This is a genomic window from uncultured Dokdonia sp., from assembly GCF_947492535.1.
GTDB lineage: Bacteria > Bacteroidota > Bacteroidia > Flavobacteriales > Flavobacteriaceae > Dokdonia.
In genome coordinates, this window is record NZ_CANLNH010000012.1 from 79,313 (window position 1) to 93,775 (window position 14,463).

Annotated in this window: 15 protein-coding genes; 13 read left to right on the forward strand and 2 right to left on the reverse strand. The window is 34.5% G+C overall.

Annotated elements, in window-relative coordinates; genetic code table 11:
- Positions 1-285: 285 nt before the first annotated feature.
- A complete protein-coding gene (locus Q1A60_RS15525) occupies positions 286-1,296 on the reverse strand; it encodes a WYL domain-containing protein (RefSeq protein WP_299766828.1) in 1,011 nt (336 codons plus the stop codon).
- 104 nt (positions 1,297-1,400) lie between these two features.
- On the opposite strand from Q1A60_RS15525, the gene Q1A60_RS15530 reads away from it, so the two are divergent.
- From Q1A60_RS15530 to Q1A60_RS15590, 13 genes are all read left to right on the forward strand, one after another.
- Positions 1,401-2,924: a TROVE domain-containing protein gene (locus tag Q1A60_RS15530; RefSeq protein ID WP_299766830.1), complete on the forward strand. Its 1,524-nt coding sequence runs from the start codon at positions 1,401-1,403 to the stop codon at positions 2,922-2,924.
- Between the two features lie 1,650 nt (positions 2,925-4,574).
- Positions 4,575-5,129 carry a hypothetical protein gene (locus Q1A60_RS15535; RefSeq protein ID WP_299766832.1) on the forward strand — a complete coding sequence of 185 codons (555 nt, stop codon included), beginning with the start codon at positions 4,575-4,577 and terminating at the stop codon, positions 5,127-5,129.
- Positions 5,130-5,229: 100 nt separating this feature from the next.
- Positions 5,230-5,526 carry a S24/S26 family peptidase gene (locus Q1A60_RS15540; protein WP_299766834.1) on the forward strand — a complete coding sequence of 99 codons (297 nt, stop codon included), beginning with the start codon at positions 5,230-5,232 and terminating at the stop codon, positions 5,524-5,526.
- Between the two features lie 316 nt (positions 5,527-5,842).
- Entirely contained in the window at positions 5,843-6,580 is a 738-nt protein-coding gene (locus tag Q1A60_RS15545; RefSeq protein ID WP_299766836.1) for a nucleotidyltransferase domain-containing protein, read from the forward strand.
- A 234-nt stretch (positions 6,581-6,814) separates the two neighbouring features.
- The gene (locus tag Q1A60_RS15550; RefSeq protein WP_299766838.1) at positions 6,815-7,156 is read left to right on the forward strand and encodes a hypothetical protein; all 342 of its coding nucleotides are present in this window, start codon (positions 6,815-6,817) and stop codon (positions 7,154-7,156) included.
- Positions 7,153-8,217, forward strand: coding sequence for a nucleotidyltransferase domain-containing protein (locus Q1A60_RS15555; RefSeq protein ID WP_299766840.1), 1,065 nt, complete (start codon positions 7,153-7,155; stop codon positions 8,215-8,217). Before Q1A60_RS15550 ends, Q1A60_RS15555 begins: the two co-directional genes overlap by 4 nt.
- A gap of 68 nt (positions 8,218-8,285) precedes the next feature.
- Positions 8,286-9,692, forward strand: a complete 1,407-nt coding sequence (locus Q1A60_RS15560) for an RtcB family protein (protein WP_299766842.1) — start codon at positions 8,286-8,288, stop codon at positions 9,690-9,692.
- Positions 9,693-9,702: 10 nt separating this feature from the next.
- Positions 9,703-10,365: a hypothetical protein gene (locus Q1A60_RS15565; protein ID WP_299766844.1), complete on the forward strand. Its 663-nt coding sequence runs from the start codon at positions 9,703-9,705 to the stop codon at positions 10,363-10,365.
- 68 nt (positions 10,366-10,433) lie between these two features.
- Complete coding sequence (locus tag Q1A60_RS15570; protein WP_299766846.1) at positions 10,434-11,807, forward strand: SMI1/KNR4 family protein; 1,374 nt, start codon at positions 10,434-10,436, stop codon at positions 11,805-11,807.
- Between the two features lie 124 nt (positions 11,808-11,931).
- Positions 11,932-12,402: a hypothetical protein gene (locus Q1A60_RS15575; RefSeq protein ID WP_299766848.1), complete on the forward strand. Its 471-nt coding sequence runs from the start codon at positions 11,932-11,934 to the stop codon at positions 12,400-12,402.
- A gap of 106 nt (positions 12,403-12,508) precedes the next feature.
- Positions 12,509-13,228, forward strand: a complete 720-nt coding sequence (locus Q1A60_RS15580) for a DUF434 domain-containing protein (protein ID WP_299766850.1) — start codon at positions 12,509-12,511, stop codon at positions 13,226-13,228.
- A gap of 106 nt (positions 13,229-13,334) precedes the next feature.
- Positions 13,335-13,787 (forward strand): hypothetical protein, encoded by a 453-nt coding sequence (locus Q1A60_RS15585; protein WP_299766852.1) that lies wholly within the window; start codon positions 13,335-13,337, stop codon positions 13,785-13,787.
- Between the two features lie 4 nt (positions 13,788-13,791).
- Positions 13,792-14,112: a hypothetical protein gene (locus tag Q1A60_RS15590; RefSeq protein ID WP_299766854.1), complete on the forward strand. Its 321-nt coding sequence runs from the start codon at positions 13,792-13,794 to the stop codon at positions 14,110-14,112.
- 70 nt (positions 14,113-14,182) lie between these two features.
- Here Q1A60_RS15590 and Q1A60_RS15595 read toward each other — a convergent pair whose 3' ends face one another.
- Entirely contained in the window at positions 14,183-14,404 is a 222-nt protein-coding gene (locus Q1A60_RS15595; protein ID WP_299766856.1) for a hypothetical protein, read from the reverse strand.
- Positions 14,405-14,463 lie beyond the last annotated feature (59 nt).

Genomic DNA, 14,463 nt, shown 5'->3' on the forward strand with positions numbered 1-14,463 from the left:
CTAATTAACTCATAATCATACATTTTGTTCATTTTCTTTGCTTGTCCAAAGAAAACAGAACCAAAAGAAAAGACACTTTTTCTTAGGTATTTTTTCGCTTGAAGCGAAAAACCACAAAGAGTTTCCTAAATTTTTTCCAAGGCTTCAAAAATTTTTAACGGAAACTCCTTGTTATACTGGAGAAAAAGAAGATATAATCTATTAACTTATACCTAAATCAATTTAATTTTTAATAAAAATATAACCTATTTCAAATGACTCATTATAAATTTTCGCGAAAGCATACTATTCCTTATCCTCATATTGAGATAAAGCGATTCTAAGTTTATGATAAATACGCTTTCGAAGATGGTTTGGTTTAAGGACTTCAATACTATCTCCAAATCCTAAAATGAGGCGTTCCAATTCAAAATTGTGTTGTACCTGAATTTCAAAAATAGTCCCGTCTTCAGTTTTTTTGATTTCTCTTTGAGAAGCATGAAAAGGTTTTGTAGAAACATACGGTGCATTTTTACGATCTACTCTAAAGGTTACTTTTTGTGCTCGTACATTTTCAGATACCGTCACCCCAACTACATCTTTATAATAGCTATCGCCTTGCACTTCATTGTCTTCATACGTAATGTCATCTTTGATGGTGATACCTAGCATACGGTCTAAGGCCAGTGTGGTATACTTGCTTTTTGAAAGCGCTAAGACAAACCAGCGATTATTGAATTCTTTCAATAATTGAGGATGCACAATCATGGTACTTTCACTACGTGCTTTAAAGGATTTATATGAGACCTCAATTACTTTTTTATGTTGAATGGCTTCATAAATCACATCAATATATTCCAATCCTTTGAGCTGTTCGTTTTTATCTAAATGAATAATAGATCGCCTATTTTCTTGAGAAGAATAGACAGAGTCTTCCAGTCGCTGTAACACACCATCCATTTCTTTAAAAAGGGAAAAGTCTTTAAACTCACGCAAAATCTGGATCGCTTCATTCATGACTTTGACATCCTTGTCGGTGACGGGAATATTCATGATGCTATAATCTTCTTCGGTATAGCGATAGTATTTACGTTTATAGACTTCGATAGGTGCATTATAACCCAACTTATCACTTCGCATGGTTTGGATATCCAGTTGTACAGTACGTTTACTCACGTACACATCTTTGCCTTCATATTCATATAATGCATCAGAACAGGCATCAATCAAATCATCAAGGGTCCATTGTCTGTATTTATTACGTAAACATTGATCAATGGTTTTATATCTAATAAGAGCATTTTTATTGGCAGCCATGATGTATTTTTTTGAAAAAATAAGAAATAATTTTAACTACGCAAAAAGATTGCGCAATACATTGAAATATTTGCCCTGTAATTAACAACAAAATACAAGAAACAATGAAATTTAATGTATTTACAAAGACAAAGAAACAAGTAAAAAACTACGAAGGAGCAAAAGCATATAGACTTACTCCTAAAATGGAACTGTACACAGCTGTTGTTAATTCTACCTTAGAAAAGACAAGCTATGAAAAAGGACAGGACAGATTACAAAGAATCATTGATTTAGTTCAGAAGAATGATCCTTACTTTGTAGCACAACTGGCTGTTTATGCACGTCAAAAAATGTATTTACGATCTATTCCTATTGTATTAGCAGTAGAATTATCTAAAATACATAGTGGAGATAATCTAGTGAGTAGAACAGTAAATGGAGTGATCCAACGTGCTGACGAAATCACTGAGTTACTAGCCTACTACCAAGTAGCTAATCAAAGAACAGGCACTAAAAAGTTGAATAAACTTTCTAAGCAAGTTCAAAAAGGGATTGTGATGGCATTAAATAAGTTTGATGCCTACCAGTTTGCAAAGTATAATAGACAAACGGAAGTGACATTTAAAGATGCTATCTTCTTAACACACCCAAAGGCAAAAGACGATGCACAACAAGCAATTTTTAATCATGTTATTCAAGGTACACTAGAAGCACCGTATACATGGGAAGTAGAACTATCAAAACTAGGGCAACAATCCTTTAAAAATGCAAAAGAAAAGCAAAAAGCATTTACAACGCAATGGGAAGCTTTAATTGATAGTAAGAAGTTAGGGTATATGGCATTAATGCGTAACCTAAGAAATATTTTACAAGCAGATGTAAGTGCAGTGCATATTAGTAAAATAGCAGATACACTTACAGATCCATATCATGTAAAAAGGTCAAAACAATTTCCTTTTCGTTTTATGGCGGCATATCAAGAATTAATGAGTATTAAATCCTCATATACACCTTACGTATTAGATGCGCTAGAAACAGCCATTAAATTAAGTGTAGAAAATATAAAAGGATTTGAACTAGATACTAAAGTTGTGATTGCTTGTGATGTATCAGGATCGATGATGCAATCTATTTCTAAAAATAGCAAGATTCAAGCCTATGATATTGGTCTTGTATTGGGAATGCTATTACAACACAAAAGTGATAATATCATTACAGGTCTTTTTGGAGATCGATGGAAGCGATACATTTTACCAAAAGGGGATGTATTATCCAATGTGATGAAGCTTAAAAAGATTGAAGGTGAAGTTGGCTACTCTACAAATGGTTATAAAGTAATTCAAGATTTGAATTCAAGAAAACGAATTGTAGATAAGGTGATGATTTTTACCGATTGTCAATTATGGAATAGCGGTCATTACAATTCAGATGCACATATTGCCACTGAATGGAAGCAATACAAACGTATCGCTCCTAATGCCAAACTATACATTTTTGATCTAATGGGATACAAAAACGCACCACTTAACATCACACATGATGATGTACACTTAATTGGTGGTTGGAGTGATAAAACTTTTGAAGTACTAGATGCTATCGAAAATGGAGCTTCAGCAATCCAGCATATACAGGAGCAATCCTTATAATAATGATAAGCTCACATCTAAAATGGGTGTGAGCTTTCACAAAAGTTCTTTGACAAAAATATTAAAAACAAGTGCCGTAAAAAAGGTTACTTCGTAACTATAACGATCCTAAGGTAGAGTAACACAGGTGACTGTGCTAGCGAAGTCGGATTAAAAACCGACAGGGTGAAAAGTATGTTTTATACATACGTAAGTCTCTCTGAGATGTCAAATCACCGGTTCACTGTCCTATGGGATAAGAACGACGCTCATGTATGAGCATCGCCTTTTTTGCTTTTCGCCTTGTTTATTTTAAAATCTATAAAGTAAGTGTCGTAGATAAGTATTACTTCGTTTCATCTAATATCAGGGTCGTAGGTTCGATTCCTACCTTCCTCACTAAAAAACATACTATTTTTGGGGAAGTAGCTCAGTTGGTTAGAGCATGATACCTAACACACTTCTCGCCAGTAACCTTACTTTATTAAAAACATATATTTACTATTAGGAAACTAAAGTGACGTAAATTACGTGATACTTCGCAGGTTCGACTCCTAATCTCTCCACTAGTTTCAACACAACAATACCATGGGGATATTATGCTCAATTTGGTGAGCAAGATTCACTAGTTGCCTTTTTCCTTTAGGTTCTAAATAGTAAAACAAATAATAGTACAAATAAGTGCCGTAAATTAAAGATACTTCGCACTTCTAATACCGTGGTTGTGGGCCTGCCTGCCGGCAAAGGCAGGTTCGAGTCCCATCACTCTCACTATAAAGATTAATATACAAATGAGAGTGTAGCTCAAGATGGATAGAGCACGTAAAACTACTTTGATTGCCTTTTGCCTTGTTTATTACTATAAAATTAAAAAAAGAGTGTCGTAAAAGAATGATACTTCGTATGAATACTGGAAACACAGGTGTGACTCCTGTCCTTAGAAATGAGGTCGTCTAGGATAACATAGGACGCCAGAGAAAAGCCATTCTTTGTATTATTACCTCTTTTAATTCTAAAATAATAAAAAAGTAAGCGCCGTAGATAAAAGTTACTTCGCACTCAGGATGCCGTGGTTGTAGGTTCGAGTCCTACCACTCCTTCTAAAAAACAGATAACAAGAAAAGGAGTGTAGCTCAAAGAGGTAGAGCACGATTATAATTTCTTTTATTGCTCATTGCCTTACTTATATTTAAAATATACTCAAAAAAGAGTGTCGTAGAAAAGTGTTACTTCGTATTCAAAACAAAAATTCACTTTTCAATTTGTTACCTCTTTTCTAAAAGAATGTGTCGTTAGTATAATCATACTTCGTTCATAGGCTGATTTTGTTCGGGTTCGAATCCCGCATAAGGATTATATGATCGTTACCATTCTTAATATTATAAAAAAACAGTAATGCCGTAGTTATAAAATACTTCGTCACCAAAAACGATGGGAGGATTAGTTCTTAGAAACTAAACTGGGTTCGATTCCCAGCAGGACAAGCCCAATTTACTTTTATTACAATTTTTGCTTACTGTTTTTTCTATATATGCTTTAACGCTTCATTCTCCCTACGGTAGTGAACCTGCCTCCCAGCAGTCAGATCTCATAAGTTCGCTTTCGCGAAAGCGTATAAAACCTCATTTAAATTCATTTATTATTACCTTTATTTTAAATTCATGTAATTAAATGGGCATTAACATCACGGCTATTTTTCCTATATCTCAATTTGGCAAACGATTTGATAAAATCATTGATAAAATTGAAAATCAAGAATATCCATCTATACAGGCATATTATCAAACAACACTTGAAGAAGGTTTTCCTGATTTAGGAAATCATAAACCTCAATGGTATCTAAATGACGAAAAAGTAACTCAAAGACCTCAGCTACCTAATCTTCATGCTGAGCTTAGTTTACCAGAAGGGCTTGTAATAAGGTTTAGAGATAATGGCTTTGAAATATGGAGTGTCATCAGAGCATTTATAGCTATAAAACATCATCCGAAAGTGGCACAAAAATTAGTAGCCATTTACAAAGAAATTGGACGTGATGTTCAAATAAATGAATGTTTGGTCATGGGGGATTGGAATCCTATATATCTCTCTTTTAGGAAAGGAAATCCATACAAATTAATAGCGTTAAAAGATCCACGTAAAAATTCTTTAGAAGATATTTATATTGAAGACACTGACTCTTATGATATCATAGGACATTATTTAGTAAAGATATCTGAGATATAACTTATATTTGTTGCTATAATTGTTCTTTGAAAAACCATACTCCATAGTTTTTGAATTATACCTAAATAGGTATTCAAGTTTAATTTAAATACTATAAAAAATGAATTGGAAAATTCAAGAGCTATTGAATGGGGAGACCATTGTCTCCAAAGAACCCGGTAATTCTATGTTACCTATCTTAAAATCAAAACAACCCGTTGTTCTTCAACCCGTCACATGGGAAGATTGCGAACCAGGAGATATTGTGTTTTGTAAAGTAAGAGGCAACTGTTTTACACACCTTGTCAAAGGAAAGAATGTAAAACGAGGATTACAGATCGGTAACAACCGAGGTCATATTAACGGATGGACCAAAAATGTATATGGCAAAGTAATAGAGATATTACCTGTGTCATAAGTGTAGCGCTCAATAGCGCTTTTTTTCTGTCTTTATTTATAGTACGCAAAACCATTGCGTACTACTATTTCATATTTGTACTATAAATAACAAACCCTCTTTAGCATAAAGGGAAGTGCTGTGGTAAAAGATTTTGATTCGTAACCACGGAGTGATTGGATGATGTCGTTAGTGATACGCTCGCTAATGAATAGATTTTGCAGAAGCACCGAAATGAACAGGATTCAAAGTAGGGAAGCGCATTTAGAGCCAATCTGTTCGCAAATCGCGAAAGTCCCAGTTCGAATCTGGGAAGAGGGACTAAAAAGAAATAACAATGAAAACAAGACTTACACATATAGAAAAAGATCGCAATGTCAAGATACTATTCGCATGCGAATCAGGCAGTAGAGCCTGGGGATTTGCTTCTCCAGACAGTGACTATGACGTACGATTCTTATACACAAAACCACTCCCTTGGTATCTCTCTATCTCAGACAAACGAGATACGATAGACATCATGGATGGTGACTTTGATGCCGTAGGATGGGAACTTCGCAAGAGTTTACTCCTACTTAAAAAATCCAATGTTCCTGCAGTAGAACACCTCTTCTCTCCTATTATTTATAAAGGCAATGAAGAACTATTGACAGAACTACGTGGCATCGCAACAGACTGTTTCTCTCCTATTGCTTCCATGTTTCATTACCTCAGTATGAGTAAGAAATATGAAGAAAAAATAACAGCAGACACAGTGAAGTTGAAGAATCTTTTTTATGCCTTGCGCACTGCCATGGCAGGAAAATGGATTTTGGAATACGGGACTATGCCTCCTGTACGCTTTCGCGAAATGCTACCCTTAGTCACTACCAATATCGCAGATGAGATAGAACATCTCATGGACATAAAATCTAAAAATGCCGAAAGTTATGTGCATAAACGACCTGAAATTGTATGCAACTTCGTTTCAGAAGTCATCGCAACCAATGATCGATATGCAAAAACACTTGCTAACGGAAAACCAGATACAGAACGTATCAACCGCTTTCTATACAAGTGCATCACTGAAAGCTAAAATCTTAGACGAGGCTTGTTGGAAGACATAAAGAAATTACCATTGTTTAAATAACAATTTAAGTATGTCATTCTGAATTTATTTCAGAATCTCATTACGCTTATTGCTATTACAGTGAGAAAATTACACCTCCTTCCACAAGCTTAGTCTAAATCACTCTTTTCTTCCCTCCTAATAAGGCTTGTGCTGAGCTTGTCGAAGTAAGGGATTGAGGGAGGTGTAATTACAAGAAAAATGAAAACACAAACAGGGTATAAATATCATATAGAACAAGCCCTTATAAAAAACAATTGGAAAATTATTGAAGCAACTATTTGTAATGCTAATATCTGGGAGTCAGAATACTGGATCGTAACAACAGTTCATAACCCAGAAATCAGTTTATATTTTAGTTTTAATAAAACATGGCAATACCAATTTTCAGAAGTAACGATCTCAGATATGAATGCTTCTGAATATACACGTATTACCTCTTTATATTTATCTAGAGGAAGATTCAGTAAAGGGTTACAGAAATGTATAACCGATCTTACTACCTTTAGAAATACAGTAACACATCAAAAAGTAATAGCATGAAAACAATAGCAGACCTTAAAGCATCCGATTGCATCCTATTTGAATGCATTAGTGGCAGTAAAGCCTACGGACTGGATACAGCTACCTCGGATACCGATATCCGAGGGGTTTTCATACTTCCTAAGGAACTATTTTATAGTATGGAGTATCTGGAGCAAATCAATGATGCAACCAATGATGTGGTATATTATGAATTGCGAAAGTTCATCTCTTTACTCTCAAAAAATAATCCAAATATTTTGGAGTTACTCAACGTGCCTGAAGATTGTGTTTTGCTAAAAGATCCCTTGTTTGATCGTATCAAAATGGACTATTTCTTGTCAAAATTGTGTAAAAACTCTTTTGCAAACTATGCCTATACACAAATCAAAAAAGCACGCGGACTCCATAAAAAAATAGTCAATCCCATGGCTAAAGAGCGTAAAACTGTATTGGATTTTTGTTATGTAAGAGATACCAAAACTTCCATTCCTCTAAATGAATATTTGGAGGAAAATAAATTACTAGAGACGTATTGTGGTTTGGTGAAGATTCCACATATGAAAGATTGTTACAATCTCTTTTATGGAGCAAACAAAGGCTATCAAGGTGTTGCAAGAGCAAATGCCAATGACGTATGTCTGAGTTCTGTAGAAAAAGAAGAAGTCCCTATCGCCTTACTCTATTGTAATATAGATGGATATGCTGCGTATTGTAAGAAGTATAAAGAATACTGGGATTGGGTCGCCAAAAGAAATGAAGCACGTTATGAAAATAATATAGCACATGGAAAGAATTATGATACCAAAAACATGATGCATACCTTTCGGTTATTACATATGGCCAAAGAGATTGCACAAGATGGAATGATCCATGTACGAAGACCCGATCGTGATTTTTTGTTAGGGATTAAACAAGGGGTCTTTGAATATGATGACTTGGTTGCGAAAGCGGAAGTTTTAAAAGTGGAATTAGATATATTATATGATACTTCTGAGCTGATAGAAAAACCAGATATAGCACAAGTGGATGAATTATTGGTGAATATTAGAAGTGAGTTTTATACAAAAAATTTAAATTAATTTAATTACGCAAAATCATTGCGCAATATGATGTAATATTTGCTCCAGTAAACACAAAGCATAAAAAAATGATTACAGGAAAAACATTAATCGACTTAGGATTTAGATCTGGAAAATGGTTTCCAGAAGCGATTACACATATCAATGAAAATGGATTAGAAGGAGAAGCCATGCTTGCGTATTTAGAACAATATAAACTCCCTCCTATCCAAGAATTACATAAAACTGCCATCGATTATAAAGTCAATATCAAAGCAGAAAATGAACTGGAAGAAGATAATGTCGCTTCTGTGATCAATACGATGAATACGCTTATGAAAACCCCAACGGTCGTAGATGGTGCCGTGATGCCAGATGCATGTCCGTCGGGACCTACAGGAACCATTCCGGTAGGTGCTGTGGTGGTGACCAAAAATGCCATCCATCCAGGAATGCATAGTGCAGATATCTGTTGTTCCGTCATGCTTACTGATTTTGGGAAAGCAGATCCGAAAGAAGTATTAGATGCTGCGCATGCGAGTACACATTTTGGTCCAGGAGGAAGAGATCGTAACGATCAATATAGAATTCCTAAGGAGTTACTAGACGCTTTTGAAGGCAACTTTATATTGAATGATAAAAATATCATCAAAGCCGCTCGTGCGCATTTAGGAACACAAGGTGATGGAAATCACTTCTTATTTGTTGGAATTTCTGAACAAACAGGAAACACCATGATGATTACCCATCACGGATCTAGAGCGCCTGGTGCCAAATTGTATAAAAAAGGAATGCAACTTGCAGAGCGTTTCAGAAAGATCATATCACCAGATACCTTACGTCAAAATGCATGGATTCCGTTTGATACCGAAGAAGGTCAAACGTATTGGGAAGCCTTACAAGTAATGCGTGCGTGGACCAAGCAAAACCACGAATGTATTCATGATGCAACCCTAGAAAAATTAGGTTTAAAAGCCGAAAACCGATTTTGGAACGAACATAACTTTGTTTTTAAAGATGGGGATTTGTTTTACCATGCAAAAGGTGCGACACCGCTTGACGCGAAATTTATGCCTGATATTACAGGACCTCGTTTAATTCCGTTAAACATGGCTGAACCTGTATTGATTGTATCTGGGAAAACGACGACAAACAACCTTGGTTTTGCGCCACATGGTGCGGGAAGAAATGTGAGTCGTACCTATCATAAAAAGACAAAAGCCGGTATGACTAATGAAGCGGTTTTTGCCCAAGAAACAGCAGGTCTAGATGTACGTTTCTTCTCTAAAGAGATTGACGTTTCAGAACTACCAAGTGCCTATAAAAACGCCAAAGCTGTGAGAGCACAAATGGATGAATTTGGTCTAGGTACTGTCATTGACGAAGTGATGCCATACGGATGTATCATGGCTGGTGATCATGATAAAAATGCGCCTTGGAAAGTAAAAAGAAGAATGAAACAAGAAGCAATGAATAATTCTAATATTGTTAAATAGCAATATATCAATGAATATAATTAAAATCATACAAAAAAGCATTCCGTTCCTTTCTGAAACATGGAAGGAACAGTATGCTCCTTTTTTGGAGGAGGATGCTTTATACGCTTTCGCGAAAGCGTTACAAACCTATTCACAACAGGGAATTTCACAAGATTATGGATTGCCGTATTTTAAAGAGGAAGTAACACCAACTCCTGAAAAGGTGCTAGCACATTTTATGCCTCTTTTTAAAGCGTCAGATACAACCCCTGAAGAATGGGCAAAAGCTATCGAAGCTACACCTTTTGAGTATTTGTTAGTGATCCTGGGACAACGATGGACCTCAGCAAGTATCAAAGACATACGCGCCCTTCCTCCTACAGAACAGACGTTATTAGAAAGTTGTTTTGCACCGTATAATGATCAGATTACTACGGTGACTAGAGCTTGGGAAAAACATATGGGACGCTCTTCAGATGCGTTTTGGGGAATTGCAAAGGGAAATCCTACCCAAAAAGAAGAAACGATAAAAAAACAAATTACCAAAATGATCCAAACCCAAACCTGGTGGAATATCTTTTATCATTACAAACATGAGCTTGTCTACGAAATCAGAGTGCCCAGTGGTCACGGCATCCGATGGACTAAAGATGGCACACAACTCATTGGGTTTTTAGAACCTTTTTTGTGAATCAAAAACGAAATCAATATTGATAAAGCAAGAAAGAGATCAATTATTATGATACATTAAGACTGAGCATGAAAAATTATTCAGATCAAATAGAAAAGATAAAATCCAAACTTTTATTAGCAAAAAAAGTAGATAAAAGTCTTAAGGTTTTTGGGGCTAGTAGCCATCAATATAGTATTAATAAACCTGCAACTATTGATGATGTATTAGTTATTGAAAAGAAATATGCAATACACCTTCCTGATTGTTATAAAGCATTTGTTTTACAATTCGGAAACGGAGGAACAGCATATGCTAATTCTGGAGCTGGACCTTTTTATGGAATTTATCCTCTAGGTGAATATGTAGATGAATTAATTGATGAAAACACTGAAAAATACCTGAAGAACAATTGTATCCTTTATCCAAAAATGACAGACCAAGATTGGAAAAATATTACACTGAAAATAGAAGATGATGCTATTTCAGATGATGATTACACAAAAGAACTTGGAAGAATTTATGGAGGTATTTTACCTATTGGTTCTCAAGGCTGTACCTACTTACATGGATTGGTATTAAATGGAGAACATAAAGGTAAGGTTGTAAACTTAAGTTTAGATCATTATAAACCAATTTTCACATTTGAAAATAATTTTCTTGATTGGTATGAAAGATGGCTAGATGAAGTTATTTCTGGAGATTTATTAATTGATTCGCCTACTTGGTTTGGATATTCAATGGGAGGAACGGAAAAGCAATTATTAGAATCTTTTCATTCTAATTCAAATAATACGACAGGGAAAGATGCACTCATCGGTTTATTAAAAAAAAGGAAAATAACACCCATAACTCTACATTTAATTAATCAAGCATATACTGATTCTAATAATGGGAATTCTCAATTATTACTTCAAATATTAGCAAAGCATCAACATGATACGTGGAAAGAATATGTTATCGAATTAGGAAAGAATGATCTTCTAACGGTATTTAAATACATCTTTTGGTATGATAAGCCGAATTACTCTGACTGGAAGGAATTTATTAACGCGAATATATCTCATATAACTGATTATGAAATCTTTAGATTCTGTACTTATATACTACAAGAATGTCAGTTTGATTATGGTTCTCTTATTAAAAACTTTATTAAACATCAAAATGAGGAAATTAGATCAACAACAATATATTCTTTAGGAAAATTAAGTAATAAAGAAGATTACCTAGATATATTCATCATTGGATTAAATGATACTTCACAAAAAGTGATTCATTCATCATTACAGGCATTATCTGGTATCAAAAATAAAAGTCTTTTAGTTCATTATAAAAATATAGCTGATCTTTTCCCTGTAGAAAAAAACTATATTCTGTCAAATTTAAAAAACAGACTTAAAGAATTTAATATTAGTTTAAAATGGCTTAGAGAAAATGATCTAAGTATTTTTTCAAAAAAATAATTAGACATAAGTCAAAGAAGTCACTTGAGTATTTTAGTGGTTTATGAGCACCAGCAACTAAATAAAAATGTTACTTGATACGCTTTCGCGAAAGCGTATATAAAACAACAATCACGTATTAAAAATGAACCAAATTGGAACGTATCATAATAGAACCGTCTTTTGGGCAAGTTATGATGACATACTATGTAATAAAATGCCAAAAAATGATTGGATCTGTTTCATAACCTGTTCCAAAAAGAAACCTAGTCTTGATGCATTTGAGACTTTCACTAGAAATGCTATTCAGAATGGCATTCTCGAATTTAAAGGACATGGAGTTTATGGAGAACTTTTACATGATTGGTTTGATGAAACTATCAACATTATGGAAGTCATGGAAAATAATTCTGAAGTAGATGTAATGACTACCTGGCATGATAATGAGTCGTACGCTAGTGCATTTTGGCAATGCTTTTTTGCTACTTGTTTGCCCGATGCTACAGATTATACTCATCTAAAAATAGTATGTCTGGATCTAGATGGAATGAACAGAACACACGAATTAAAAAAATATATTCATCGTTTTGAAAATGAATGGATTCCAGAAAATTAATAAAAACAAGCATCCTTTATGACAAAAGAAAGAACAACTTAAAAACATAGGTGTCAAAATAGTTTAAAATTTAATTAACATCAGAAAACCTGTTCTAACATAAAAAATGACCACTAGAAACCGAGGAAAAGAAGGACGTGATGATCTCTTATTTGGAGATCCCAAAATGCAGCACAAAATAAAAGAAGCTGTGACTGATATTTCTTATTTACTATCAAGAGGGTTTTCTGAAAAATCATCAGTACAACTGGTAGGGCATCGATATAGACTTAATACGCGTCAACAAAAAGCAGTACAAGGGATGAGTGCGACAGCTGAGCAAGTAGCACATCGTAAAACCACCAAAGTTTCCATAAATCAATTGAAAGATCAAACCCTCATCATAGATGCATTTAATATCCTAATTATTCTTGAGAGTTTCTTTTCTGGTGCCTATATTTTTAAAGGGCTAGATGATTGTTACCGTGATGTCTCTAGTGTACACGGCACCTATAAACGGGTACAGCAAACACAAAATGTCCTGATTGCAATAGGCGATTTTTTAAAGGAGGCACAGGTCAAAGAAGTGATTTGGGTGTTTGATCAGCCTGTGAGTAATAGCGGCCGAATGAAAATGTTGCTGGGGGAGCTTTCGCGAAAGCGTACGTATAAATGGCAATGTATTCTTGATTACAATCCTGATAAAGTCTTAGCGCAAAGTGATTATATCGTAGCCAGTTCTGATGCTTGGATTCTAGATCGAGCACAACGGTGGTTTAATCTTTCTGGAGCGATTATAGAAAATTTCAAAACACAAGAAACCAACACAATTCTCTTCGCTCGTTAGTCTTCTTGAAAATCGACTGAAACTACTGAACACCAAGTCTTTTGTCTTCTTTATTAGTGATAAAATAACCTAGATTTGACACATAAATAGTATAAAAACCTACGTTATGAAAACACCTAAAATATTGGTGATGATAGGAATCATCGCCCTTGTTGTAAGTAGTTGTGCAAGTCTCTATGATCACTACACTTACACCGAAACAATTGCTACAAAAGTACAAGCAATAAGCCTGATAGAACAAAGTGACGAATCGTATGCGTTACATGCATCAGAAGTGACTGCACTCAAAAATCAGTTGCAAATAATGCTTGCCTATGAAGAAGGTAAAGCCAAAAATGATATTACGGTTCGTATGTGGAGGGTTCTTAATAATGATGAGAAACTTATAAAAAGTTATTTGTCCTTATGGGAAGAAAAAGGAACACTAAGTCCTGTATTTATAGGGGAAGCAAAGCCTCAAATAGAAGAAGCTTTTGATATTCTGATTGCTTATGAAGAGAAAAAGGATAAAAAAACAAAAGAAACAATCACTGATTTTATTGACACCTTAAAAGAGTAATACCATGGATTTTGATTTATTATTTAAAGAGCTAAAAGAAGAAATTACCGAGCTTGCTAAAGACAAGTTTAATGAACAAGGCATTGCTATTGCTCAAGATATGCAGGAATACTTAGCACATTCTAAAGAGAAATTACAGCGATGGGCAACGTTGTTTAAAGCACAAAGTATCGATAAAGACGAACTCGTATGGTTACTTAAAAGTCAGAAAGAATTGCTTTTATTAAAGTCTTTACAGAATATAGGCGTGAGTAGTATCAGTATTGGTCATTTTAAAAATAAGATTGTCGATACCGTACTTTCAAAAATTGTAGCACAGGTATAAAAAAGAATATATACTCGTTTATAAAAGGGAGCAAATCTATAGTAGATTTGCTCCCTTTTTTTATGTGTAATTAACAACCTGTATCTTGATAATCTGTTGCTCCATTTTGCGGACAAGGATCATCACATGATTGTGTAATAAGGACCATATAAGGACTCCCAGCTGGAAAGAAGGTACATACACAGCAACCTCCACCAGGGAAAGGCGGAAAATTAAATCCTCCTTTAATCGTTTTTTGTTCTTTGTTACTTAACGTTTCAGCTCCGTTAATGTTTGAAATCTTTTTTAACATAATACATTGGTTTTTAAAATTAGATACTCATAGTTATAAAGTATATTTTCTAACCGCAA

What these genes read in the sequence shown, in the direction of transcription:
- Q1A60_RS15595 (WP_299766856.1), bottom strand. Translation starts at nt 14,404, where the DNA reads ATGTTAAAAAAGATTTCAAACATTAACGGAGCTGAAACGTTAAGTAAC.
- Q1A60_RS15530 (WP_299766830.1), top strand. Translation starts at nt 1,401, where the DNA reads ATGAAATTTAATGTATTTACAAAGACAAAGAAACAAGTAAAAAACTAC.
- Q1A60_RS15565 (WP_299766844.1), top strand. Translation starts at nt 9,703, where the DNA reads ATGAATATAATTAAAATCATACAAAAAAGCATTCCGTTCCTTTCTGAA.
- Q1A60_RS15570 (WP_299766846.1), top strand. Translation starts at nt 10,434, where the DNA reads ATGAAAAATTATTCAGATCAAATAGAAAAGATAAAATCCAAACTTTTA.
- Q1A60_RS15580 (WP_299766850.1), top strand. Translation starts at nt 12,509, where the DNA reads ATGACCACTAGAAACCGAGGAAAAGAAGGACGTGATGATCTCTTATTT.
- Q1A60_RS15550 (WP_299766838.1), top strand. Translation starts at nt 6,815, where the DNA reads ATGAAAACACAAACAGGGTATAAATATCATATAGAACAAGCCCTTATA.
- Q1A60_RS15545 (WP_299766836.1), top strand. Translation starts at nt 5,843, where the DNA reads ATGAAAACAAGACTTACACATATAGAAAAAGATCGCAATGTCAAGATA.
- Q1A60_RS15585 (WP_299766852.1), top strand. Translation starts at nt 13,335, where the DNA reads ATGAAAACACCTAAAATATTGGTGATGATAGGAATCATCGCCCTTGTT.
- Q1A60_RS15540 (WP_299766834.1), top strand. Translation starts at nt 5,230, where the DNA reads ATGAATTGGAAAATTCAAGAGCTATTGAATGGGGAGACCATTGTCTCC.
- Q1A60_RS15525 (WP_299766828.1), bottom strand. Translation starts at nt 1,296, where the DNA reads ATGGCTGCCAATAAAAATGCTCTTATTAGATATAAAACCATTGATCAA.
- Q1A60_RS15555 (WP_299766840.1), top strand. Translation starts at nt 7,153, where the DNA reads ATGAAAACAATAGCAGACCTTAAAGCATCCGATTGCATCCTATTTGAA.
- Q1A60_RS15575 (WP_299766848.1), top strand. Translation starts at nt 11,932, where the DNA reads ATGAACCAAATTGGAACGTATCATAATAGAACCGTCTTTTGGGCAAGT.
- Q1A60_RS15535 (WP_299766832.1), top strand. Translation starts at nt 4,575, where the DNA reads ATGGGCATTAACATCACGGCTATTTTTCCTATATCTCAATTTGGCAAA.
- Q1A60_RS15560 (WP_299766842.1), top strand. Translation starts at nt 8,286, where the DNA reads ATGATTACAGGAAAAACATTAATCGACTTAGGATTTAGATCTGGAAAA.
- Q1A60_RS15590 (WP_299766854.1), top strand. Translation starts at nt 13,792, where the DNA reads ATGGATTTTGATTTATTATTTAAAGAGCTAAAAGAAGAAATTACCGAG.